General features: G+C 44.3%; 21 protein-coding genes. 5 read left to right on the forward strand and 16 right to left on the reverse strand.

Annotated elements, in window-relative coordinates:
* Positions 1-120: 120 nt before the first annotated feature.
* The 4 genes from ACXAF2_RS16140 to ACXAF2_RS16155 form a co-directional block, all read right to left on the reverse strand.
* Positions 121-1,458 (reverse strand): ABC transporter substrate-binding protein, encoded by a 1,338-nt coding sequence (locus tag ACXAF2_RS16140; RefSeq protein WP_475140129.1) that lies wholly within the window; start codon positions 1,456-1,458, stop codon positions 121-123.
* Positions 1,455-3,047 carry a response regulator transcription factor gene (locus ACXAF2_RS16145; RefSeq protein WP_475140130.1) on the reverse strand — a complete coding sequence of 531 codons (1,593 nt, stop codon included), beginning with the start codon at positions 3,045-3,047 and terminating at the stop codon, positions 1,455-1,457. The genes ACXAF2_RS16140 and ACXAF2_RS16145 overlap by 4 nt, the downstream gene beginning before the upstream one ends.
* Positions 3,022-4,809: a sensor histidine kinase gene (locus tag ACXAF2_RS16150; protein WP_475140131.1), complete on the reverse strand. Its 1,788-nt coding sequence runs from the start codon at positions 4,807-4,809 to the stop codon at positions 3,022-3,024. Before ACXAF2_RS16150 ends, ACXAF2_RS16145 begins: the two co-directional genes overlap by 26 nt.
* Before the next feature lie 317 nt (positions 4,810-5,126).
* Positions 5,127-6,545: a YfcC family protein gene (locus ACXAF2_RS16155; protein WP_475140133.1), complete on the reverse strand. Its 1,419-nt coding sequence runs from the start codon at positions 6,543-6,545 to the stop codon at positions 5,127-5,129.
* 119 nt (positions 6,546-6,664) lie between these two features.
* On the opposite strand from ACXAF2_RS16155, the gene ACXAF2_RS16160 reads away from it, so the two are divergent.
* Genes ACXAF2_RS16160 through menC form a run of 3 tightly spaced genes read left to right on the forward strand, consistent with a single transcriptional unit; the run spans position 6,665 to position 9,755 of the window.
* Positions 6,665-7,462 carry a MurR/RpiR family transcriptional regulator gene (locus ACXAF2_RS16160; protein ID WP_282137353.1) on the forward strand — a complete coding sequence of 266 codons (798 nt, stop codon included), beginning with the start codon at positions 6,665-6,667 and terminating at the stop codon, positions 7,460-7,462.
* Positions 7,463-7,476: 14 nt separating this feature from the next.
* Positions 7,477-8,607 (forward strand): M20 peptidase aminoacylase family protein, encoded by a 1,131-nt coding sequence (locus ACXAF2_RS16165; protein ID WP_475140134.1) that lies wholly within the window; start codon positions 7,477-7,479, stop codon positions 8,605-8,607.
* Positions 8,608-8,609: 2 nt separating this feature from the next.
* Positions 8,610-9,755, forward strand: coding sequence for an o-succinylbenzoate synthase (gene menC, locus ACXAF2_RS16170; RefSeq protein ID WP_475140136.1), 1,146 nt, complete (start codon positions 8,610-8,612; stop codon positions 9,753-9,755).
* A 494-nt stretch (positions 9,756-10,249) separates the two neighbouring features.
* Here the strand turns inward: menC and ACXAF2_RS16175 are convergent, their stop codons facing one another.
* The gene (locus ACXAF2_RS16175) at positions 10,250-11,497 is read right to left on the reverse strand and encodes an MFS transporter (RefSeq protein WP_475140137.1); all 1,248 of its coding nucleotides are present in this window, start codon (positions 11,495-11,497) and stop codon (positions 10,250-10,252) included.
* Between the two features lie 267 nt (positions 11,498-11,764).
* Here ACXAF2_RS16175 and ACXAF2_RS16180 point away from each other — a divergent pair, with 267 nt between their 5' ends.
* Together ACXAF2_RS16180 and ACXAF2_RS16185 are read left to right on the forward strand one after the other, a co-directional pair.
* Entirely contained in the window at positions 11,765-12,025 is a 261-nt protein-coding gene (locus ACXAF2_RS16180; protein WP_475140138.1) for a hypothetical protein, read from the forward strand.
* Positions 12,026-12,712: 687 nt separating this feature from the next.
* Entirely contained in the window at positions 12,713-14,365 is a 1,653-nt protein-coding gene (locus tag ACXAF2_RS16185; RefSeq protein ID WP_475140139.1) for a M14 family metallopeptidase, read from the forward strand.
* A gap of 211 nt (positions 14,366-14,576) precedes the next feature.
* Here the strand turns inward: ACXAF2_RS16185 and ACXAF2_RS16190 are convergent, their stop codons facing one another.
* The 11 genes from ACXAF2_RS16190 to ACXAF2_RS16240 all read right to left on the reverse strand — a co-directional run bounded on the left by ACXAF2_RS16190 (position 14,577) and on the right by ACXAF2_RS16240 (position 23,316).
* Positions 14,577-14,984, reverse strand: coding sequence for a hypothetical protein (locus ACXAF2_RS16190; RefSeq protein ID WP_475140141.1), 408 nt, complete (start codon positions 14,982-14,984; stop codon positions 14,577-14,579).
* Between the two features lie 370 nt (positions 14,985-15,354).
* Positions 15,355-16,461 (reverse strand): glycosyltransferase family 2 protein, encoded by a 1,107-nt coding sequence (locus tag ACXAF2_RS16195; RefSeq protein WP_475140143.1) that lies wholly within the window; start codon positions 16,459-16,461, stop codon positions 15,355-15,357.
* A gap of 83 nt (positions 16,462-16,544) precedes the next feature.
* Positions 16,545-17,030, reverse strand: a complete 486-nt coding sequence (locus tag ACXAF2_RS16200) for a glycosyl-4,4'-diaponeurosporenoate acyltransferase CrtO family protein (RefSeq protein ID WP_475140144.1) — start codon at positions 17,028-17,030, stop codon at positions 16,545-16,547.
* Positions 17,031-17,045: 15 nt separating this feature from the next.
* The gene (locus tag ACXAF2_RS16205) at positions 17,046-18,533 is read right to left on the reverse strand and encodes a phytoene desaturase family protein (RefSeq protein WP_475140145.1); all 1,488 of its coding nucleotides are present in this window, start codon (positions 18,531-18,533) and stop codon (positions 17,046-17,048) included.
* Positions 18,534-18,939: 406 nt separating this feature from the next.
* Positions 18,940-19,191, reverse strand: coding sequence for a hypothetical protein (locus tag ACXAF2_RS16210; RefSeq protein ID WP_225003952.1), 252 nt, complete (start codon positions 19,189-19,191; stop codon positions 18,940-18,942).
* A gap of 280 nt (positions 19,192-19,471) precedes the next feature.
* Complete coding sequence (locus ACXAF2_RS16215) at positions 19,472-19,693, reverse strand: hypothetical protein (protein ID WP_475140147.1); 222 nt, start codon at positions 19,691-19,693, stop codon at positions 19,472-19,474.
* Positions 19,694-19,848: 155 nt separating this feature from the next.
* Positions 19,849-20,136, reverse strand: a complete 288-nt coding sequence (locus tag ACXAF2_RS16220) for a hypothetical protein (RefSeq protein ID WP_475140149.1) — start codon at positions 20,134-20,136, stop codon at positions 19,849-19,851.
* 62 nt (positions 20,137-20,198) lie between these two features.
* Positions 20,199-21,551 carry a replicative DNA helicase gene (locus tag ACXAF2_RS16225; RefSeq protein WP_475140427.1) on the reverse strand — a complete coding sequence of 451 codons (1,353 nt, stop codon included), beginning with the start codon at positions 21,549-21,551 and terminating at the stop codon, positions 20,199-20,201.
* The gene (locus ACXAF2_RS16230; RefSeq protein WP_475140150.1) at positions 21,502-21,816 is read right to left on the reverse strand and encodes a hypothetical protein; all 315 of its coding nucleotides are present in this window, start codon (positions 21,814-21,816) and stop codon (positions 21,502-21,504) included. Before ACXAF2_RS16230 ends, ACXAF2_RS16225 begins: the two co-directional genes overlap by 50 nt.
* Complete coding sequence (locus ACXAF2_RS16235) at positions 21,813-22,655, reverse strand: hypothetical protein (protein ID WP_475140152.1); 843 nt, start codon at positions 22,653-22,655, stop codon at positions 21,813-21,815. Before ACXAF2_RS16235 ends, ACXAF2_RS16230 begins: the two co-directional genes overlap by 4 nt.
* A gap of 394 nt (positions 22,656-23,049) precedes the next feature.
* Positions 23,050-23,316, reverse strand: a complete 267-nt coding sequence (locus ACXAF2_RS16240; protein WP_324747007.1) for a hypothetical protein — start codon at positions 23,314-23,316, stop codon at positions 23,050-23,052.
* Between the last annotated feature and the right edge of the window lie 106 nt (positions 23,317-23,422).

The following is a 23,422-nucleotide window of genomic DNA, read 5'->3' on the forward strand; positions in this document are numbered from 1 at the left end:
TCTGTTGAGTTCACTTTACTAGAATCCCAGAATGAAAACGTTTACTATTTTCGGATGAAACAGTTTAAATTTTTTGGAAGTTTACTGCACAAAAAAAACCTCTGGCAGCTGCCAAAGGTTTCATTCCAAGTCATTCAGTTCTCCATTAATCGTTCTTACCGCCTCATCTGCCGACGTTTTGACATCTTTCCCCCCGATACCCACGTCTTCAAATAACGTTTTGACTGCCTCGCTCACGACGGGATAGGCTGGGGTGATCGGTCGATTCCTTGAGTACTTCTGTGCCTGTTCCACGAAAATATTCTTCGGATACTCATTAAGCTCGGGAAAGGCTTCTGCAACAGAATAACGAGCAGGAACATCTCCAGTAATCTCCACATATTTCTTTGCACCTTCAAAGCTGGTGACATATCGGATAAACTCCCATGCTTCATCGGGATAGTCCGTTTCAGATGAAATTCCGAGGGACCACCCTCCGTTTGGAACCGCTTGTTCGCTCCCTTTCGGCAGAGCGGTAATCCCGAAATCCTCACCTAGCCGGAAATCAGGGTTCATCATACTGAGACTCTCCACCATCCAGGAACCGAGGACCGTCATACCGAGCTTATCGGTCTCCAATGCCTCCTCGGGGAGTTCGACCTTGGCCACCCGGTGTTTCTGATAGAGATCCTGATAAAACTGTAGGGCTCTTAGTGAAGCCGGCGAGTTCAAATAACCACTCGCTGTCTGATTGCCCGGATCCAGCACATCTCCTCCAAATTGCCAAAGGATAGGCATCTTGAAGTAGGACGGCGACTCCCCATCCGGAAATCCCTGGGCCGGGTCTATTCCCGTGATGTCAGGTGCTAAAGCAGAGATTTTCTTCGCTGCCTCAAGGACCTCATCCCAAGTCAACGGGTCATGTGGATTTTTGGAAGGGAGGGGAACCCCTGCCTTTTCAAACAAATGGATGTTATAAAAAAGAGCCACACTCGATTCTGCAATCGGTGATAAATAGATTTCATCCTCGTATGTGATCCCCTTCAACGTAGGGGTTGCGAGATCCTCGATATGACCATCTTGTCTCATATAATCATCCAAAGACAGCAGACCACCCGCACTTGCATAAAGGGCAAGAGTCGGCGTATCGATGGTCAAAATATCAGGTGGGTCACCGGCTGCCATCTCCGTTCTTAGCTTCAACTCATAGTCCCCATAAGGGATGGGAACCATCTCCACTTCGATCGTGGGATGCTCCTGATTAAAGTCAGCCACCAGTTCTTCATACGCCTGATTCTCAAGTTCTGTTCCTTTGTTTCTCCAAAATGTCAGGTGGATCTTGGCTTTTTTATCCAGCATTTCTCCGTCCTTATCTCTGCCGGATTCCTGGAAAGAGGTAAAAGTGAAGATGCTGTAGATCCCTGCTGTCAACATGAGTAGCGCACCCAGTACATAGATGATGATTAATGTATACTTCATCGTGCCTCCCCCTTATCCACTGTCATGGATTTCCGGTAATCAAGTGGCTTTTGCCCAAATCGCTTTTTGAACACAGTACTGAAATACCCGGAATTGGAATAGCCGACAAGATGGGCAATCTCGATGACCTTTAACTGTTCATCCATCAACAGGGAACGGGCTTTTTCCATTCGGAGATTGACGAGATAATCACTGAAATTTTGTCCTACCAGTTCTTTGAACATCTCCGATAAATAGGCCGAGTTGATATGGAATTGATCAGCAAGGGAGGTAAGTGAAATTTCATTGGTGTAATGCTTGTCCATATACCGCCTTACATTTTCCACGATGGCAATTCCATTAGAGGAATGGCGGGATTCACTCACCTTTTCTGCAATCATTCTTGAAAGGTCCAGCAGTTCTCCTTTAACACGGTCCCGGGAAGTCAGTTCCCATATTCCCAGTTGACAATTCCACATCTTCTTCTTCAAATCATCTGTATACATATCATATTTTCTTGCCATGGATCCAAGCATGAAGAGCACCCGGCTAGCTGCAAAGGAAAACGACATCACTGATTGCCGGTCGCATTCAGCAAGAGTTGCCAGAAGATGTTTTTTGAAGGTCTCGAAATCCCCATGCTCCATACTGTTTGACAGCTTCCACTCTGCATCCTCAGTGAACTCTGCGGTCTGTTTACTCGTTGTCCCGTCGATAAGCTGGGACATGACATCGGCTGAACTTTGGCTCCAGGAGAGAAGGGCTGAAATATATCCGTTCTTTAATTGTGATAAGCCCCTGACCACTTTCCCCAGTCCGATGACCGTTTCAAGATCGAGATAGGCGCTGACATTCTTTTGCAGCTCCTGAACAAAGTGAGGGACTTGATCTCCCCCTGAGTGATGATGACATAAGAAATGAATCATATTCGGGTAACTTGCGTCATAGAAGGACATGATTCCTTTATGTTTATAAGATAATTCCCTGCAAAGCATCTTGAATGGAAGAAACAATTCCCTGACCTGCTCATGTTCCCTGCTTCGGATCTCTACGGTAATGAACTGTACAACAGCGTCCTCACCTGCCAGTACATCGAGCTTCAACTGACTCAGTCTCTCCCCGGAAATATTCATCCCCGCCCATTCATCCTTCACCAAATGAAGCAGGTACTGCTCCCTCATTTCCTCGGCGTGGAATTGATTCATTCTATCCGTTTCCATCCTTCTCTTCTTCTCCGCTTCAATCTCGCCCTTGCTTTTCCTGAGGGCAGCCGTCAATTCCTCTGGATCGACCGGCTTAAGCAGATAATCCTTCACTCCTTCGACCAAAGAGGAACGTACATACTCGAAATCCGCGTAACCCGACAGGACGATCACCTTGATATCCGGATACTTACCCGATAACGCTTTCACAAGCTGCATTCCATCCAAGATCGGCATCCTGACATCGGTCAGGACAAGATCAGGCATCACCTCTTCAATGACCTGTAACGCTTCCTTGCCATTCGAGGCTTCACCGGCAATAACAAAGCCTTCTTCTTGCCAGTCCACTTTCCACTTCAACCCTCTTCGGATTTGAATCTCATCATCGACCAGAATCACTTTTAGCATGAAGATCCCCCTCTCCACTTTTTATGCGTAAGACAATGGTTGTGCCTAGATTCTCTTTTGATGTAATGTGATAGGTGAAATGTTCTCCGTAATACAGCTTCAAACGTCCCAGGACATTTTTAAGTCCGATGCTTCGCCCTTTGCTTTCCAGTACTTGACTGGATTCATGACGATCCAGGTCACGCTCCAACTCTTCCACAATAGACTCAGGAATCCCGATTCCATTATCCTCAATCACAATCTCCACCCAGTCATCCACTTTCTTCGTGGAAATGCGAAGAACGGCCTCCGTCTTCTCTCTGAAGCTATATTTCACAGAATTCTCCACAAGGGGCTGGATGACAAACTTAATGATCGGAAGCGTAGAGGCTTCAGGATCTTCCTCAATGGAAACGGAGAGAGATTCTTCATAGCGAAGCTTCAGAATTTCCAAAAACCTCCGTATATACGTCATTTCTTCCCCAATGGTCACCATGTCCGATTCCGTATTGAGGGAATATCCCATGATCCTCCCTAAATGAATCGTGACATCGATTACTTCTTTGTTCTTCCCTTGAGCTGCGAGACCACCGATGGTTTCCAGCGTATTATTGAAGAAATGGGGATTGATTTGCAGGAGCAGCGCCTTGTATTCCGCATCCCTTCTGCGGATATTGGCTTCATATTCCGTTTCAATCAGGGTGTCGAGACGGTTGGTCGTTTGGCCGAACACATCCACCACATAGCCAATCTCATCATTCGCTGTCTTAATGGAAGGAATCAATTCCTTTGCTTTCTTAAATTCTCCCTTTTCAACAAGCTTCATGGCACCGGTCAATTTCCCTAAAGGCTTTACAATAGTAGAAGAAAAGAGATAAGACGCCATGATCGTCAATAAGAATATCCATCCACTCGTCAAAAGGAGATTCCTCTGGAGCTCATTAATCTGAAAGAACAGTTCGGACTTGGTAATTTCACTGACCAGCACCCATTCCCCTACCTTTGCCTTCTGATAGAAAATCATATACTCTTCTTTCTCGAAAGGGACCTCTATTAATCCTGAGCTTTCAGGCTCCCTCTTAATGGTCTTCAGGCTTTCCTTTACTACATTCTCCGGTGTATCAACGCTGCCCGACAGCACATTTCTGCCGCTGCTGTCCAGGAGATAGACTCTTCCGTTCTCACCCAGCTTGATCTTGCTCAGGGCATTCTCAAGAAGGGACGATGGAAAGTTCACCTTGATGACCCCGGATAAATCAAGGGTATTGATATCAAAGAGTGGCAGAAGATAACTGTTCACCTGATCGGCCATCAGGTCATTATGAGACCGAAGCCAACGTTGATCGTCTTTATAGAAATCATCGAACCAATTTGTTTTCTCCAGAGGAGGAAGATTCCCGGCTGTTCCAGTTCCATCGCTCAGGTAAACAGATACGGACATCGACTTGGAATTGTTGATCATCATCGAAGATAACTCCGCCTTTAACTGGTTCTTCATCAGAAGACGTTCCGCATCGGACACCTCCCTATCTTTCTCCTCGGACTTGATCCATTCCTGAGTCGTAGGGTTCACCAGTACCTGTTTTCCTAAATCCTCTGCCTGTGATGTGATCGAATCAATATACAGGGAATACTGCTCCATCATTTCAATCGTCGAACTCGTCGTACGTTCTTCCATGATGGACGTAAACCAGTTGGGAATGAGGATGGATAGAACTAGAAAAGGAAAGGTCAGTAGCAAGGTGAAAATCATAAATAATCGATTGCGAAGTGAGAAAAACATAGTGCCTCCAAGGTCGATGCTTATTATTTGAAAAGTAAAACTATTATTCTTTTAAATTTACCATAGAATAAGGGTGGGAAAAAGACAAGGTATGGGGAGGTTGGAATATGATTATAGGTATTTAGAGGGTGCCCGCTTTTGCGAAGACACCTAAATCGTTAAAGGAGAAATAAGGGTGAGTATCTGAAATATTAAATGTTAATAAAAGGTTTGATAGATTTTGCCCACTGGCATTCTATCAAACCTTTTTTAGATTAATTGAATTTTCTCTTACTCATTTCTACACACGTCCCAAAACTATTACATCGTAATGGACCTTAAAATGGCCCCCAGTTCATCAAAACCCCGATTGTAAGAAAGATAGAACCAAGCACAATCCAGATCAACAATAAAGGCAACATAAAACGAATCCACTTAGTCCAGGAGATCCCGGCTATCGCCAAATTTGCCATAAGTATCCCAGATGTTGGAGTTATGGTATTCGTAAACCCATCGCCCATTTTGTATGCTTGAACAGCCACTTGACGAGGAATTTCCATTAAGTCTGCAAGAGGTGTCATAATAGGCATAACTATCACAGCTTGTCCACTCCCTGAGGAAACAAGAATATTGAAGATTAAATTGGCTACGAACATAACCAATGCACCTACCACGCTGGTGAAAGGGGTCATCATGGTGGCCATCCCTTCGACAACAGTATCGAGAATCCTACCATCTTCTAGAATGACAACGATGGAGCGGGCCATACCGATAATTAATGCACCGTATACTAATCCTTTCGCCCCTTCAAAGAATTCGGATACGAGTTTATTCGGACTCATTCTCACAATACTGGCTGTACCTGCAGCGATGATCAAGAAGATAGCGGCCATTTCATTCAATGACCATTTATATTGAAATACACCGAAAACATAAATACCAATTCCTACAACCAACCATGCCAGGACAAGCTTGTGCAGTCCTGTTATTTCCTGTTTCCCCGAAACTTCTTCCTTTTGTTCAACTTTTGGAAACGGAGTTTTTCCCAGTACACTTTTGGAAGGATCATTCTTAATTTTCTTAGCATAATAAGCCACATAAGTAATAGTTGAAATCAATACCGCGAGATAAATAATAATTCGATATCCGATTCCAGAAAACAATGGAAGTTGTGCGATTTGCTGAGCAGTTCCTGTAGTCAGAGGATCTAAGAATGCAGTATTAAAACCTGCATATGCGCCTAAATAGATAATGGCTACTCCGACGATGGCATCGAGCTTCATGGAGCGAGCAAGGATGATACCAATGGGTATAAAAGCAATGACGGCATTGACAATGATACCTAGCGCTCCAAAAACTGAGAATAAAATACTGACACCTGCAATCAATAGCAATTCTTTATTCCTAGTCTTTTCAATTGTTTTGAAGATTAGTGCATCTATTGCTCCCGTCGATTCAATGACTGCAAATGCTCCTCCAATCATCAACACTAAGAAAATCAGTGGTGCAGAACTGATCATTCCTTCTTGAATTGCCAAGAACACATCCATTAAGGTAGCAGGAGATGACTCCACATTCTGATAGCTGTCTGGAACGACCATTGTAATGCCATCCACTTCTTCTCTCGAAAACTCTCCAGCAGGGATTATGTATGTCATGATAGCAATTAATACGAGTATCCCAAATAAGATGACATAAGCATCGGGTATACCCCACTTCCGCTTCTTTTCTTTTGACGTGACTGTTTGAACTTCCATCGTTTTCATCCTCCTCCTTCTTAATCTTCTGAATATTCTGTTGACTAACACCATATTAAATCATACAATTTAATTTAACAACAATAAATTAAAAACTTTATTTCAATGGGGATTTGATTATGGCTTATTTAGAAAACACTCAGCAAAACTATCATCACTTAACAAAAGGTCTTAAAAAGGTGGCAGAATCCTTACGTGCAAATCCTGTTCTGTTCGCAACACACCCTGCGAAAAAGACTGCTGAAATCATTGATGTCAGTGAGACAATGGTTATACGCTTTTGCAAAGCAATCGGATATGCAGGCTATGGAGAATTACAAAAGGATGTTCAACAAAGTCTACTATCCTTAAAGCCTCCCAAAAGGGATAACGATCACGAACAAGTGAATTCTTTCGAACGAATCATGCAATCTGACGAAGAGAACATTCATCAGGCATCCCTCAACATTGATTGGGAAATTGCCAAACAAATCGTTGATTGTCTCGTTCAATCCGAATCCACCAACATAGTCGGATATTATCACTCGTTTTCCTATGCTCACTGGTTTTATTTCCTGTTGCATCATTTAATTGATAACACCTCCCTTTATCGACCAGAAACGGATATCGGTTTCACGAAAAAAGGAAGCGATCATACGGTTATCATCTTTTCCTACTACCGTTATGCCTTAGAGGGCATCCGACTTGCAAAGGAGGCTAAAGAAAACGGGAACACGATTGTAATCATCACGGATTCCCAGCTCTCCCCCATTGCTGAATATGGTGATTACGTTCTTACCATTCACTCAGCAAAGAAATCGATACTTGAAAAAGGACCCATAACGTTTTCAGTGTTAAACGCTTTGCTACTGCACGTTGCTCAGAAAACGGGAAAAATGGACTTTGTTAATCCGGCCAACACCTATTATATAAAGTGAGAGGAGAACTTATAATGAACGCACCCTTTAAAGAGAAGATACGGAATACCTTTGATTTCCTCCATGCCACCCCTGAAATAAGCTGGGAGGAAAAGAACACCACCACCTATATCGAAAACACGCTGAAACAAGCCGGTTGTCATGTACAAACGTTCGAAGACTGTACTGGGGTAATTGGCGATTATGGGAACTTCAGTGGAGATGTTCCGATAATTGGAATACGGGCAGATATCGATGCACTATGGCAGAAGGTCGACGGGGAGCTACAGGCTAATCATTCCTGTGGTCATGATGCTCATATGACCATGGTCCTTGGGGTTATGTGGAAAATTCAGGAGGATGAGCAACTAAAAGACAATATTGGTATTCGCTTTATCTTTCAACCTGCAGAGGAAGTCGGGGCGGGTGCATTAAAGATGGTCGAAAAGGGCGTTGTGGATGAAATCGACTATCTATATGGTATTCATCTACGTCCCATTCAGGAGACGGCGAATGGCTTCGCCTCACCTTCGATTCTTCACGGAGCGACAGGCTCATTAGCATTTGAGATAAAAGGGGACGATGCCCACGGAGCCCGTCCCCACTTGACTCACAATGCCATTGAAATTGGGAATCATATCCTTAATGCATTAAATACGATTCATTTAAATCCAAGCATTGCCCATTCTATCAAAGTAACTAAATTTCAAGCTGGAGGAAAGAGCCTTAACATTATTCCAGGCAGTGCAGCTATCGGTCTTGACCTCCGTTCCCAAACCAATGAACTCATGAAAGAATTGCATGAAAGAGTAAACGAAATTCTTCATACAACAAGTGAATTGTATGGAGTACCGATAGAAGTGACGAAAGATTACGGTATAGCTGCGTCAGAAGTGAGTGAAGAAGCACAAGAATATGCACACAGAGCAATCGTGAATGTGTTGGGAGAAGAGAAAGTGAACCCTCCACTTGTGACACCCGGCGGGGATGATTTCCACTTTTACACCATTAAAAAGCCTCACCTTAAAGCCACTATGGTTGGCCTTGGCTGTGATTTAAAACCCGGCCTCCATCATCCTGATATGGCTTTTGAAAAGGACTCCTTGTTTAATGGCATCGAGATTTTGACAGAAATTGTGAAACTCCATTCCAGGAAGGATGGGTAAGAATGAAACCAATTTTCATTAAAGAAGTGATTCTTCACACGATTAACGTTTCTCTGAAATCTCCTTTCACTACAAGTTTCGGAACTATTCAAACAAAAGAGGTCTGCCTAGTAGAAGTAATTGATGAATCTGGTTTATCTGGATGGGGAGAAACCGTCACAAGCGACGAGCCTTACTACAATGAAGAAACGACCCAAACGGCGTTATATATTCTAAAAGACTTCCTTATTCCAAAATTGATTAAGAAAGAAATCAGCCATCCGAAGGAAGTCCACCAAATGCTTTCCTTCGTAAGGAGGCATCAAATTGCTAAAGCTGCAATTGAAACGGCCATTTGGGACGTCTTTAGTAAAAAGAACCATAAACCTTTATGTGAAGTCCTCGGGGGACACCAGAAAAAGGTGGCTGTTGGAAAAAGCATTGGAATACAGAATTCCCCTGAAGAACTTGTCTCTAAAGTCTCTCAATACGTGCATGAAGGCTTTCAAAAGATCAAAATAAAAATCGCACCCGGTGCAGACATAGAGTATATCAGGAAAATCAGAGAAGCATTTCCTGACATCAATTTAATGGCTGATGCCAATTCAGCCTATTCACTTGAAGACATAGAGCACTTGAAGCAACTAGATCAATATAATCTACTTATGATCGAACAACCCCTCGCCCATGATGACATCATTGATCATAGTGCTCTTCAGGGAGAAATGTCCACCCCGATCTGCCTTGATGAAAGCATCCACAGCTATGAAGACGCGCGAAAGGCCATTGAACTGGGCAGCTGTAAAATCATCAATATTAAAATTGGACGCGTAGGAGGATTGCAGGAATCAATTCGAATTCATGACTTATGCAAACACCACAACATCCCCGTATGGTGCGGCGGTATGCTTGAAACAGGTATCGGGAGGTCCCATAACCTTCACATGACAACCCTTTCTAACTTTACCATTCCTGGTGACACCGCCCCTTCTTCCCACTACTGGAAAGAAGACATCATAACGGAAGATATCGTCATGGAGAACGGCTATATTCAGGTACCATCAGGAACCGGGATAGGTGCAGAGATAAGCAGAGCTGCCCTGCAAGAAAGACTGATCCGCTCTGAATCTATAGTCAGTGATTATTCGGTGCACCCGATACCAAGCTAGAATGTAAAGGGAATAAGGACGAGGCTGGGAAAAAGTGATTAGTCTAAGTAAAACTCGAACAAATCTGCTTGCTAGTAAGCAGATTTGTTCGGGTTTATTATTTATTTTCGGTACATTTGATTTTAGCTGTTTCCAGCGGTTGATTGGAGTGCAAGACGAAGACTCATGCGGGAAAAGTAGCTTATGTGAGACCCCGCAGGCTTGCCGATGAGGCTCACGGGCTACCCGCGGAAAGCGTAGTCTTGCACGGAAATAATTAGCGGTATGAAGAACCTACACTTCTATTGTTCGCCTTTATTTCTTCGTAGTTTTTTAGTTTTGTCCCAGCCTCGACCCGACCTTGGTTTCTAAAATCAACAAAGATACTTAATGGTGGTTTAATCACCATTTTTAGCACTAATGAATAACGTGGCTTTGACGAGGAGCTTATTATTCCATAGAGACAGTACTCTGTCTCAGGAAATAATGCCGGGGAGGCGGACAAGACCCCTGCCCTACCCCTGCTTACCAATTGCACCCTGCTCTTCGTTTAAAAACATCACACCGATCAAGCCAACCATTGAGAAAATCATCGGGGTGAAGAAACCGTAGAAGTATCCATTGCTGATACTGCCCGATGTCGACTGAACACTTTCCAATATATAGCCCAAAACGCCGGGCAGCAATACGGCACTTAGAAATCCACCCGTATTCGCAAACCCTGAAACGCTGCCGGATTCCGTTACAGGAAAAGATTTACGAACAGCGGCAAACGTCAATGAATTTGCCCCGAATCCAAATCCTATGATAAAGAAAAGGATGATTACCAGGAAAAGTGGCGGATGCCCCTTAAATACAAGAAAGGCAGCCCAACACATGAAAACCGTGATATGAAAAACAACGTAGGGCTGTTTAATTTTTCCTAAATAGCTTGAAACCCATCCTATAAGCGGTGCTCCCACTAGTGCTCCAATTAGACTGATCATAATGACCTGACTTGCTTCTATACGTGTCATTCCATATACATCCATTGCATAGGGAACCGCCCATGAACCGATAAACCCTATATATCCTCCTACAATCCCAAAGTGACACAAGAATAATGCCCAGGCCTGTCGATTTAACAATATTCTTCGCAGTAACACTGGTATTTTTTCATGTTGTAATGTACTTTTCACAAGTAACGGCTGTTTTGGTTTTTTGACAAGTATCAAAAAAAGAAAAAAACTCCATACACACAAAAGAATCCCCGTTGATAGAAATGATCCCCTCCATCCAAACGAGACGATCACTGCAGAGAAAGGAACGGTCGCCAATAGGAAGCCCAGGCTTCCTGTCATCCCGGCCAAACCAATTAATCGTGGGAATTCCCCCTTGCCAAACCACAGACTCAGTATTAACACCATACTTACCCAGATGGTCGCATCCCCGATTCCCGTTAGGATTCGGGCAAAAAACAGGATAAAGGCATGTGTGCCCAAACTATAAAGGATTGTACCTATACCAGTAAGTGCCGCACCGGAAATAAGAAAAAGATTCGGTCCATATCGATCAACCAAAATACCCATTGGAATTTGTAAGCCAGTGTATATAAAAAACTGAATACTTGCCACCAATCCGATCGTGGAAGCCTTCACACTAAAATCATCCATTAATTTGTCTGTAATCAAACCCGGAGCCGTTCGCTGACTCGATATGATTAAGTAAGTAAACAATACGGAAGCAAAGATAACCCATCTGAATCTGTTAGTGTGTATGTCCATTGCTATCTACCCCTGTTTGCTTTTATTCCTATATATATGGAAGACTTTATAATGTAGTAACATTATTTACTAAGAGTTCTTTGGCTGAAGATTTGAAACCTGCCCTTATGAATAACAAGTAAAAACAAAGAAGTACGGGGACGGTTCTCCTGCTTCCGTCTATATCTGGACTCAGGCACCTGTCCTCTCCGCTTGTCAGTTCTCAACAATATCAGGGTAGTATCATCAACTCATTTCCACTATAATAGTAGGAAGGAGGTGAGAAAAATGGACAAGCAAATCGTGAACATGTTATCCGATATTCAACAGAACATGAAGGAATTCGACCGTAACCTAAAGGAATTCGGAAGTGATTTAAAAGAGATAAAGGAAACGGTCAATAGAATCGAAGTATCACAAACAGAAGATGTCATTGCTTTGTTAAAAGTAGGCAACCAACGTTCTGAAACAGACTTTGATTATCTGAACACAAGATTAACAGATATTGATAAACGGGTTTTCACCCTTGAGAATCGATCGGAAGGGTAATCGTCATTCCTCGATACAACGTTATGACGATTACCTTTTACCTACTCTTCGTTCCCTCTCACCATGATCCACACTCCATTTCTTCGATTTTTCATTTGTTAGACTTCCCATCATAAGCCAATAAAAGCAAAGGGAAGCACGGGGACGGTTCCCGTGCTTCCTTTACGTCAAGACGAAGCAGCATAATCTCCAACATGCTTCACTCACCTCTCCCCCACTCCCTACCAATCAATCCACCCCACTCACCATGTCCAACATCACCGCAAACCTTACTTAATATCCCGATCAATCCCTGCTTCCTGACACCCTCAAAAAATAACGCACCCCCATTCTTACGCCACCTGATTAGATCGCAACCCAACAACCCCATATACTCTGAAACTCTTCCCCCTTCACATACTCCCTCATCAAAAGCTGGCTCAAAACAAAGCCACAGAACCGTCCCCCTCCATATCCAACAAAAGAACTGTTTTTTCCAGAAGATATCTCTAACATTTTAGGAAAATTCTTCTACAAGCCTATTAGAAATGTTTCGGAAACCGAAGAAAAGTAGATCGTACAACCTAGCTTACAAATTCCTTAATAGAAAAAGAAATGAACCACTCCTAAACTACTATTCAGAATTTTTTGACTTATTTTGTCGTTCTACTCTATCATTTAATTAAATAGAAAAGGAGGAATACCACTATGAAAAAATCGTTGACCAAACGTTCTTTACCGGTTCTGATAGCCGCCACTTTTTTAGTTGCGCCTTCTGTACAGGCGGAAACCCCTTACTACGGAAAGACATACAGTCAGCCTGATCAAGTAAGGCACCTCTATCCAGAACTGCCAATAACGGATAACACACCTGCCTTTTCTAGAGAGGGCGAAGCTTTTACTTCTCAGGAAGAAATGCTCTCCTACATACAACAGCTTAAAGGCAAGAGTCCTTATCTGACCGTCAAATCAATTGGCACATCCCAGGAAGGACGAGACATCCCAGCCCTTTATTTCACCAAAGATAAACAAATCAATACAGGTCTCCTATCAAGGAAGCCGATTGTGTGGGTCCAAAGCCAGATTCATGGCAACGAGCCTGCCAGTGGTGAAGCCATCCTTGCAATAGCGAATCGTCTGACGGGTGAACTAGGGGAAGAAGTCCTCGATGACATCAATGTGATCGTCATTCCAAGAATTAATCCAGACGGCTCCTACGCCTTTATTAGACAGCTTGCCAATGGGCTGGATGGAAACCGCGATCATATTAAACTCGAAACACCAGAGGTACAGGCGGTTCATAAAGAATTCAACAAGTACTCCCCAGAAGTCGTCATTGATGCCCATGAGTATTCAGTGTACAGCAGTGCCTTTCGTCAAGTAGGCGAGGAAGGCGCTCTGAAGTATCATGATATCCTCATCCAATCCGGACGCAACTTGAATATTCCTGAAAGAATTCGAACCATGTCGAATCGCCTATTTCAAGACCCTGTTCTAGCAGACTTGGAATCTAAAGGAATTTCAGGAGAAACCTATTATACGGCTGGTTTAGATGATCAGGGTGAAATCGAAATCGTCGAAGGCTCAACCGAACCAAGGATAGGACGCAATTCGTTTGGGCTTGCTCCATCTTTCTCCTTTCTTGTAGAAAGCCGCGGAATCGGGATTGGCCGGGAAGACTTTGCCCGACGAGTGAATGCACAAATTGCTACACATGAGAAAATACTTACGCAAACTGCTGACCATGCAAGACAAATCAAACACCTGGTGGCATCCGAAAGACTGAATCTAGTAAAAAAAGGTCTGCTTCCAAATGACAATGATCCTATCATCATCGATAGTGAAAACAAAGAACTTGCCGATCAAACCCTTGAAATGGTCGACATCGCCTCAGGTACGGTTCAGGACATTCCGGTCAACTACTTCAGCGCGACTGATGCAGAACCAACATTAGTAAGAGAAAGACCGACTGCTTACCTGCTCACGCCAGATCAGCAGGAAATAGCTGAAAAACTCAAAAACCAGGGGTTAAAAGGCTTTACGTTGCCTAAGGATGTAAAACTGCCTGCCGAATCCTTTACCGTCACGAAAAAGGACAATATTGGAGAATACGAAGACAGACAGCTTGTTGACGTGGAAACAAAGGTAACAAAAGAGAAAGTGACTTTTCCGAAAGGCAGCTATGTATTCTTGACGGCACAGCCTCAGACAAATCTATTATCCTTATCACTTGAGCCAGAATCAGTCGACAGTTATGTAAGCTTTAACTATGTCCCTTCTGAAGTTGGACAGGAATTGCCGATTTACAGGTTTACGATTGATCCGAAGAAATCGGAAATGAAGAAGTTTATGAATAGGTAATTTCCGGCCGCTTGTGGGAAGCACGGGGACGGTTCTCGTGCTTCCTTTTCGTCAAGTCGAAGCAGCATAATCGTCCCCATGCTTCCCTTTCATGAATCGTAATACTTACTTCTTCTTATTACGGACATGCCCTGGACACAAGAAAGGCCGTCGATATATTCTCGACGGCCTTTTCATTATCTACATTCCGGTCATTTCGCATTCTTTACATTTACAATAAATCGTTCAATAAATCACCCAATACTCCATCTTCCTCTTCATCATACTCGTCATCGGAGGAATCGAGAAGGTTATCCAGCTCTATATCCGCATTCACATCCAGGTTTAATTGAGCACGATCTTCTTCACTCCATCCAGAATGCTCTGCCCATTCCTGCATTTCCGCTTCTGTCATGTCTTGGGATTCTGCCCACATTTGGAGATCTTCCGCATGCCAATCATGTTGTGTGGCCATTGCTTCAAGTTCCTGGCTTGACATCAATTCACCGTCTTCAAGCTGTGCATTGAGTGTAGTGGTTAAATCTGCATTTACTTCTTCTCCACTTGAAGCAAATGCTGCGCCCCCTGCACCAAACGCTAGTCCGATTGCCAATCCTGTGCTTGTGATTTTCTTTAACATGTTTCATCTCTCCTTTTGTTTTTATCGTCTTACACTCCTATAAATTCCACGTGTGGAGGAAGATAAACGGAGCTTTTTTCTGTTTAAAATGGTTGTAATCAGACTGACATTTGAGATGAAAAATGTTTCAAAAACCACATGATTTTACTTTTAACTCTAACGAAAGAAAATGAAATTTGGATCATTTCATTTTCTTTAAATTTCTTTTTTTACTAATTTTCCAATGTAATATTTATTGTGCCCCAAAATTGCTCCAGCAGATTACTAGATACTAAAGAAAATATAGGCTCTCTGAATGAAGAAAAAAGGGTCAGACCCCCACCATGCTAAAGCTTTAGCACGACGGGGGTCTGACCCCTTTATTAGCCCTTCACACCTTTATCTTACGCCCCTTCCACTTCACAGAATGAAAAACATTCACCCGAACGAAAGAATAAAGGAAAATCACCGCAAAGAACAAAAACAGCAACGGATAAAAAGGGAAATACACCCATCTGAAATCCCCGACCCTGCGGGCAAACCATGCTGTTTGAACGGAATAGAGGATATACAATGCCCCATTGACGATCACAGCGGTGGTTCTTTCCTCCATAATTGAAGAGATCAATGAAGACGCGCTGGTTAAACTTCCGGTAATCCAGAGGATGACCATCAACATGACGACGGGATGAGTGGACTTGGAACCAACGGCAAAGCTTTTGCACCAGCCTTCGATCAGGCTCCCAACTCCTTCAGGATACATGCGAAACGAAATGATCCCTCTGCCACCTAGACAGCGAACCGGGAGGTCCTGATCAAGAAAGGCCTCTCCCAGTGCCAGATCATCCATGATGGCCCCCTCGATTTTTTCATGTCCGCCGGATAAAAAATAATCGTCTCGATTACATAGAATACAAGGACCAAACGAGCCGGCCGCTTTAAACCGTGATCCCCAGACCGTAAATAGATTCATGCCCACAACCACGATGATGTTAAAGACAATGGAGAGATGCTCATACAAACGCTCCACGGTGTGATAGGGCTGCAAGGCGAGGATACCCCTTGCGCCTTTTCCCTGATAGTAATGCAGAAGATTACGTAATCCATCCACACTGGTGAATCTTGTATCGGCATCCAGGAAGAGTAACCAGTTCCCCTTTGCCTCCTTGGCACCGCGCCAGCAGGCAGATGATTTTCCTGCCCCTTTATTCTGCAGGACCGTGACACCGTAGCTTTCTGCGACATCAACGGTTCGATCCGATGAATCGTCATCCACTAATAGAATTTCAAATGACTTGAATCGCTGCTCCTGCAACGACTGCAATAACGGGGAGAGCCTGCCTTCTTCATTCCTGGCAGGGATAATGATAGACAGAAACGGCAATCCCGCCGTACTTCTTGAGATGAAACCTGGAACCGGCAAGGACCAAAACATAATCATGCCAAAGATAATCCCCAAGAAACCCAGGATGAGATTGATCACTTCTGAAGATGTCATGTAACCTGCCTCCTTCCCCTTGAACTCACCAACGTGACAACCCACATTCAACCTCTATGTAACTGCACTTACAATAGTCTTCTTCATTTCTTCCCAAGGCCTGACGTAATAGCCGATATACGCCCGCGATTGTACCGTTGAACAACGATAATCGGAAGGTTGAAGACTACGGCATACAGAACCATCGCCCATCCAGCCCATACTGGGTTCCATATAAAAAACAGCGGAGCAGGAAGAATGGAGAGCCAATGGGTCAATTCCGCACGTTTCGTTTCTGCGGCAAATACGATCAAATCCCTCGACTTCGTCCCATGCAACCCCTTTTTACTGTATCCCTTTTTGAAAAAAATCGTGCCATCAAGAATCAAACCCTTCCACGATTTCACCCGGAACAAACGCTGCCACAATGCTCCGGACTGTTCAAAAGGGAACGTCCGAAACCAGAAATGGTCTTTCAGAAAACACGTCAAAGGCAGCTTCAAGCAAATGGCCGAGATGGCGAGATGAAAGAACGTCCAGGCAATCACATCGATGAGTATGATCCAATGGTCAGGCAGTGAGACAATCATGACATCACCCCTTTATTAACCAGAATCCCTCTCCATAATTTTCTCGCCTACAAGCTGGCCGCTTAACGTAACCATCGGCATTCCGCCTCCCGGGTTCACTGTCCCCCCGACAAAGTAGAGGTTGTCGTAGCGTTCACTCTGTTTCGGATGCTTCAAGCCTTTATTCTTCTTACTGTCTGACACCGTCCCATAAATCGCCCCGCGGTCGGAGCCATACGTGCGCCTGATATCTTCCGGTGTCCACATATCCTTCGTGACAATGTTCTCACGCAAGCCATCAAGGCCCATCTTCTCCAATTTGATCAGGACCCGCTCAGCGAATTGTTCATAGTCCTCTTGCGTATACGGATTCTCATCCCGGATAAACGGAATATGCGGCAGCACCTTGATATTTTCATGGCCTGGAGGCGCCTGTGTCGGATCGGTCTTATTCACATTGACAAGATAAATGACCGGATCATCCGGCAGTTCATGGCGGTGGAAGATCGATTCCATTTGCTCCTTCATATTTTCGGCGAAAAAGAAATTATGATGGCGAAGCTGCGGATAGCTCTTCTTCACACCGAGATGCATGACGAGACCGGAACTCGCCGGTTCGAATTTCGTTTTTAATTTTTCAATATAATCGCTGTCTTCCTCCAGTAATCGCTCGTACACCGGTATGACTTCCATATTGGACACATAATGATCGGCCGTCACCCGTGTTCCGTCATCCAATACGGCTCCGGTAATGTCGCCATCCTTCTTGTCTAGCTTGACGATCTGTCGTCCAAGGTGGAAGGTCACCCCCACTTCTTTCGCCAGCTTCACAAGAGCGTCCGCGAGCTTGTGCAATCCGCCAGGAACATACCATGCTCCCTGATCATGCTGCATGTAAATCATCATATTCATCACAGCCGGCGCATCGTAAGGGGACGAACCCACATATTTGATAAAATAAGAGAGCATATCGCGAAACTGCTCATGACTGATCCGCTTATCAAGGGATTTATGCACTGTGGACATCAGGTCAATGTTCTTCAAGACACTGAACAGTCCCGCCTGCTTGACGATTCCTCTTGCCGTATCCGCACCTTTAAATAAGGTTTTATCCGTCATATCGTAATGGGTCTTCGAATGCTCCAGCAGACGTTGATATTCACGAATGTCCTTATCACTGAGAGAGGCATTCTTCTCTCGCATATCGTTCATATCTTCATACAAGTCGATGACATTTCCATCAGGGAAGAAGGAACGCCATTGATGATCCAGCCTCTCTATCTGGACATAATCCTTCATGGATTTTCCACTGGCCGCAAACAATTTCTCAAAGATCTGCGGCATCGTCAAAATAGACGGGCCGAGATCAAAACCAAAGCCGTCTTGCTCGAGCCGGTTCAACTTTCCTCCAATGTGATCGTTTTTTTCATATAAGGAAACATCGTATCCGGCCTGTGCGAGTGTAATGGCAGCTGACACCCCGCCGAGTCCGCCTCCAATGATAAGTACCGTTTTATTTTCCAATGGTTATTGTTCCTCCTGTTCGGAAATCTTGTTTGGTGTATATATGTGTATCTAAAGCACATTCTACATCTGCCTGGCCTTGTCCTAAGCTCCTTTTGACCCTTGGAACCAGACCCGGTTTGGCCTGCTTTTTCCAATACATCAAGTCTGTATCTTCAACACTCATCTTATACCCTAACTGCCTCTAAGAAAAAACTTGAATGTGTTTGGGTCATGGTTCGATATGGAGGGGCTTGAGCCACAGTAAAATCTTGTTCTTCATCGATTCCCATCGTCCATTTATAATGATTGATCTTCAGTCCGTAAAACACATCCTTCTAAATGGCTGAAAACATAAACAAAGGGACGTATCCCACCTTTAGCCTTTAGCAAAGTAAGATACGTCCCCGTTTAGTTTGTTTAGCTATTAAATAAGAAACTGTCGCATTTCTTCATCTGTTAAATCTTTTGGCTGAACACCGTGTTCTTTACAGTATTTGTCCAATGCCCTTATTTTCACTTTCGGGGATTCGGCGGATGCTGGGAATGCAAATACCCCATCAGGAAAATCATGATCAAATTTCTCGATATCTTTATGCATTCTATCACTCCTGGTTATAGTATGCCCTCCTGGAGTTTTTTTAAAATATCTTGATTTTAACTTGGTTCCTGCCACCATACGACACCTCCCGGAAAATATATTTTCACAAGCCTTTCAGCTGCAATGTCATCAAACATGAAATGCTGCCCAAATGTCAGTCGAGCTCCCAGACTCTCGTATAAGGGATATTTGCTGCTTTTAGATGTGAGACCAACATACCCGTCATACCCTTTTTCAATACTGTACCAACAAGTAAACGCTATGAGAACTCTTCCAACATTTATATATGAGCGCTCATTGTTAAGTACACCTTTTATAAACTTCTTATTTTGTGGTGAAGATTCAATAATATCTACATCTACACTTCATCTGGATTTTCTTTCAAGGCAATAAGACCCTCTACTATATCTGGATTATGGTCAGTAACTAATCCGAAAACCTTAAAACCATGCGATATCGGATAAAGCCAATTAAATTCCCAACCATAATCAGGAAGGTACCTATTATCCTTTACCTCTTCTTTTCCCACTTCTCGAAAATAATAATCAACTGGACTGTTTGTAGCTGCATTTAATAACATAGCTCAGATCGCTTTCGTTTGATTGTCATTCTATTATACCATAATTCGTATAATCTACATGTTTTTTTTAGAAAATTCAGTAAAATAACCAAAGGGTTCAAGTGGGAGCACAGGGACGGTTTTCATGCTTCCTTTTCTCATCTACCAGAAACCAATCAGCCCAAACAACTCACCCAACTCCCCCCACTAACCCTCTCCCTCCCAATCAATCCCCCAGCCTCCACCACACCCAACATATCCATCATCACCGCAAACGGCACTTCATACCCCGACAAAACCCCAGCTTCCTGACACCCCTCCCACATCTCCCTATAACTAACAAACGCATATCCATCTTCACGCCTTACCCGGTCATCACCCAACAACCCCATCACCACCCCATACACCTTCAAACTATCAATCTGAAACTCTGACACGTTCATCGCATACTCCGTCACCAACATCCCAATTCCTCCCCTTTTTATCTATTACTCCTGTTCCAAGGGACCTGTCCCCCCCGGCTCACTCAAACCGAACCAACAGAACCCTCCTCCTGCGTCCATCCACCCCGAAACCTTCCAAACTCCCTCACAAACTCCAGCTTCACCGTCCCCACCGGTCCATTTCGGTTCTTCGCAATCTTCACTTCCACTTCCTGCCCGTTCTTCGAATCAGGATAGTAGTAATCATCCCGGTACAGGAACAACACCACATCCGCATCCTGCTCGATATTCCCCGAGTCACGCAGATCCGACAGCCTCGGCCGCTTGTCATCCCTGGATTCCACGCCCCTCGATAGCTGGGACAAAAGTATAATCGGAATCCCAAACTCCTTCGACATCCCCTTCAGCTGCTTCGTAATATGCCCAATGGCAAGATCATGCCGGTCAAACCGCTCTTTCACATTGATCAGCTGCAGGTAATCAATCACCACGAGAAACGGCTCCGTCGGGTACTCCCGTTTCAGATTCATGATCCGCTGTCTGATCTCCGGCAGGGTAATCATCCCATTTTGCGAGAGTTCGAGCTTCGCTTTGTACACAGCGTTCATCGCCCCATGCATCCTCGGCATCTCGTCCTTCGTCATATACTTATAGGGATTCTGCCATTTCATCATGTTAATATCCGTCAAACTTGAAAGAAGTCGCTGCATGATTTGCCTCGAACTCATCTCTAAGGAAAACACCATGCTCACCCCTTTCTCCCTCGTACATTCCCAAGCAAGCTGGATGGCAAAAGCCGTCTTCCCCATGGAAGGTCTCGCCGCCAGGATGATGAGCTCCCCTTCCTTCCACCCTCCCGTCAGCGCATTCAGGCTTTCGAATCCCGTCGAGACACCGGGAAGTCCGTCCCTCTCCATATAAAGAGATTCATAGAGATCCATGATGATCTCGTCCTTCGTTTCTTCGTCGGTGATCGTGTTGGTATGCATGTCGATGAGTGCTTTGTAGAGGCCCTGTGCGGATTCCGGGGTGTAGGCGTTCAGGAAGTGATGGGCCGAATTCTTGATGAGGCTCAGTTCGTAATACTTAAGGACGATCTGTTCATACTGGTCGATGTTCACCGTCGTCGGGCAGTAGTTGGCAAGGGCCAGGAGAAACTGGACCCCTCCGACATTTTCAATATCATCCCCAAGCTCCTCCACCACCATGACCAGATTGATCTCGAGCCTCTTCTTCTGCAGCCCCTTCATCCCTTTAAAAATAAGGCGGTTCTTCACCAAACTAAAATGCTTCTCCTCCAGGGTCAGTTCATCCAAGACACCAGGCTCCATAAGAACCGCTCCAATGATCATGCTTTCCGCTTCATGCAGCTCGCGAAGCAGCTGTTCATCGTGCCCAGGGTGGTGCAGGTCGTTTCCTTTGATTTCGTCGTTCATCCTCAATGCGTTCCGCTCCTTCTTTTTCCCAAATGTGAATGGTTTGTAGTATCGTCGTTTCTTCCACCGGCTGTTCATACAGCTCGGCAATCGTCGGCATATAGTGGCTCACTTTGATATGGGCCTTGATCCGCCTCTTCACCCCGTGATAATCACAATTCTGCAGGTGCTGGAACCAGATCGCCGCCGTGTCCTGGGTGAGCTGTCTGTGAGGGTAAGCCCCCTGGATCATCTTGACCAGCTCCCTGAACTCCCCGAACGTCATGCTCCCGTCACACTCTCCTCCAGCCCGTCCAGCATCTTGTCCAGATTCCGCATCGAAACCTCAGGGGGCAGATACGACTCAAGGGCCTTCTCCAAATACCTGGGGCTGTTGATCGTCAGCTTCGGGTTGATGCTCTCCTGCTTGTCAAACTTCTCGTCCATAAACCTAATCAACTCGGCTGTCGACATCTCGTTCAAGCTGATCCGCTCCATCGCCGTCTGGTCCATCGGTGTCAAGAAGAACCCTCTCCCCCTCCTGCCGACGAAATGTCCGATCAGTGCCCGAAGCCTTTCCTCATCAGCAGCGCCTTTGTTGTTGTTCTCTAAGATCTCTTCTTTCTCTAAGTTCTTAAGTCTGTTTTCACAACTCATTCGCTCCTCCTTCATATCTGATTCACGTGCAGAGGACAAAAGGGTACCAGCCCCCTCATCAGGCTGGTCACCAGCGGATTCATCATCCCCTTTTCCTTCCATAGGGAATCCCATCCACTTCAAATACTCCCCACACAACGGATCCTTCACAGGTCGAACCGTAAAGATAAACCCATGCTGAAACTTCTCCGCCTTCAACCAGTCGTATTTCTCCAACCGCTTAATCGAACGCTGGATCCTCGACGCCGTATACGCATCCTTCTTCTTCCCATTGTAAAACCACAGATCCTCCTGCAGCTTCCCGATCGACCTGATATACTGCCTCTCCCCAAGAACCACATCCCCAACCTGAACCCCGCCTGTATGAGTTGCATGTAACAGAATCCATACATACAATCTGATATCCTCCGGGTGATGAAAAATTTCCGTATCCACCATGACTTTTTCTAGTTTTCTCCATCCACTCATTTGAATCACTCCTGTTTCAGTTTGTATTCACCTCTTATATAGGGGGATGTGGTGGGAAAGGACACCCTTAGGGAAATTTTTTTATAAAAAAAACATTCGGGTGGGGTCCGAATGTTTTTTTTGGGAATTTATAGTATTCTTTTTTCAAAAAATTAGTAGAGAACGTAAAGCTATCAACAGTGTGGAATCTGAAAGAAGAGAACTTCACAGACGAAGAAGTCCTGCAAGAAGTCAAAAAAACTCAAGCTTCGAAGGTCCGATGAGAAAAAACTTCATCACCATGCTCGATGAACTTATCTTCCCAATCACTTAGGGATCTCATCCACCCGAATCATCCAGTCATCTTGTTTGTCCTTCCAAGTCGTAATTAGAACATTTTATCTCCACTCTTATTCTAATTAGGTGAAAACCATTCATCCTCATCCTCCAATAAAAATCCAGCAAAAACTTGAAAATCCTCATGCCCCACATCATCATCCAATTCCACTTCTTCTGCCGTCTCGCGGTACAACTCACCCAATTCCAAATGGATTTGATCAAGGCTTTGATAATTAAACTTAATTTCTATGCGTTTTTGGTCTTCTTTAGATAAAGAATCATAAATTTTTTGACCAATTTGGCGATCATCTAAAGCTCTCATTTCATTCATTGATAAACTCATTTGTAGACCTCCTTAAGACAAGTATTGTTTTAACCTACTTGATAAACCACTTGCTTTCCAATATAATTATTCCCTACCTTTTGCTTCTTTTCCTTTTAAATGGGAG

This window comes from Rossellomorea sp. ABR4_004 (assembly GCF_056159585.1).

Coding starts and splice junctions, on each gene's coding strand:
- ACXAF2_RS16140 (WP_475140129.1), bottom strand. CDS start 1,458: ATGAAGTATACATTAATCATCATCTATGTACTGGGTGCGCTACTCATG.
- ACXAF2_RS16145 (WP_475140130.1), bottom strand. CDS start 3,047: ATGCTAAAAGTGATTCTGGTCGATGATGAGATTCAAATCCGAAGAGGG.
- ACXAF2_RS16150 (WP_475140131.1), bottom strand. CDS start 4,809: ATGTTTTTCTCACTTCGCAATCGATTATTTATGATTTTCACCTTGCTA.
- ACXAF2_RS16155 (WP_475140133.1), bottom strand. CDS start 6,545: ATGGAAGTTCAAACAGTCACGTCAAAAGAAAAGAAGCGGAAGTGGGGT.
- ACXAF2_RS16160 (WP_282137353.1), top strand. CDS start 6,665: ATGGCTTATTTAGAAAACACTCAGCAAAACTATCATCACTTAACAAAA.
- ACXAF2_RS16165 (WP_475140134.1), top strand. CDS start 7,477: ATGAACGCACCCTTTAAAGAGAAGATACGGAATACCTTTGATTTCCTC.
- menC (WP_475140136.1), top strand. CDS start 8,610: ATGAAACCAATTTTCATTAAAGAAGTGATTCTTCACACGATTAACGTT.
- ACXAF2_RS16175 (WP_475140137.1), bottom strand. CDS start 11,497: ATGGACATACACACTAACAGATTCAGATGGGTTATCTTTGCTTCCGTA.
- ACXAF2_RS16180 (WP_475140138.1), top strand. CDS start 11,765: ATGGACAAGCAAATCGTGAACATGTTATCCGATATTCAACAGAACATG.
- ACXAF2_RS16185 (WP_475140139.1), top strand. CDS start 12,713: ATGAAAAAATCGTTGACCAAACGTTCTTTACCGGTTCTGATAGCCGCC.
- ACXAF2_RS16190 (WP_475140141.1), bottom strand. CDS start 14,984: ATGTTAAAGAAAATCACAAGCACAGGATTGGCAATCGGACTAGCGTTT.
- ACXAF2_RS16195 (WP_475140143.1), bottom strand. CDS start 16,461: ATGACATCTTCAGAAGTGATCAATCTCATCCTGGGTTTCTTGGGGATT.
- ACXAF2_RS16200 (WP_475140144.1), bottom strand. CDS start 17,030: ATGATTGTCTCACTGCCTGACCATTGGATCATACTCATCGATGTGATT.
- ACXAF2_RS16210 (WP_225003952.1), bottom strand. CDS start 19,191: ATGGTGGCAGGAACCAAGTTAAAATCAAGATATTTTAAAAAAACTCCA.
- ACXAF2_RS16215 (WP_475140147.1), bottom strand. CDS start 19,693: ATGTTATTAAATGCAGCTACAAACAGTCCAGTTGATTATTATTTTCGA.
- ACXAF2_RS16220 (WP_475140149.1), bottom strand. CDS start 20,136: ATGTTGGTGACGGAGTATGCGATGAACGTGTCAGAGTTTCAGATTGAT.
- ACXAF2_RS16225 (WP_475140427.1), bottom strand. CDS start 21,551: ATGAACGACGAAATCAAAGGAAACGACCTGCACCACCCTGGGCACGAT.
- ACXAF2_RS16230 (WP_475140150.1), bottom strand. CDS start 21,816: ATGACGTTCGGGGAGTTCAGGGAGCTGGTCAAGATGATCCAGGGGGCT.
- ACXAF2_RS16235 (WP_475140152.1), bottom strand. CDS start 22,655: ATGAGTGGATGGAGAAAACTAGAAAAAGTCATGGTGGATACGGAAATT.
- ACXAF2_RS16240 (WP_324747007.1), bottom strand. CDS start 23,316: ATGAGTTTATCAATGAATGAAATGAGAGCTTTAGATGATCGCCAAATT.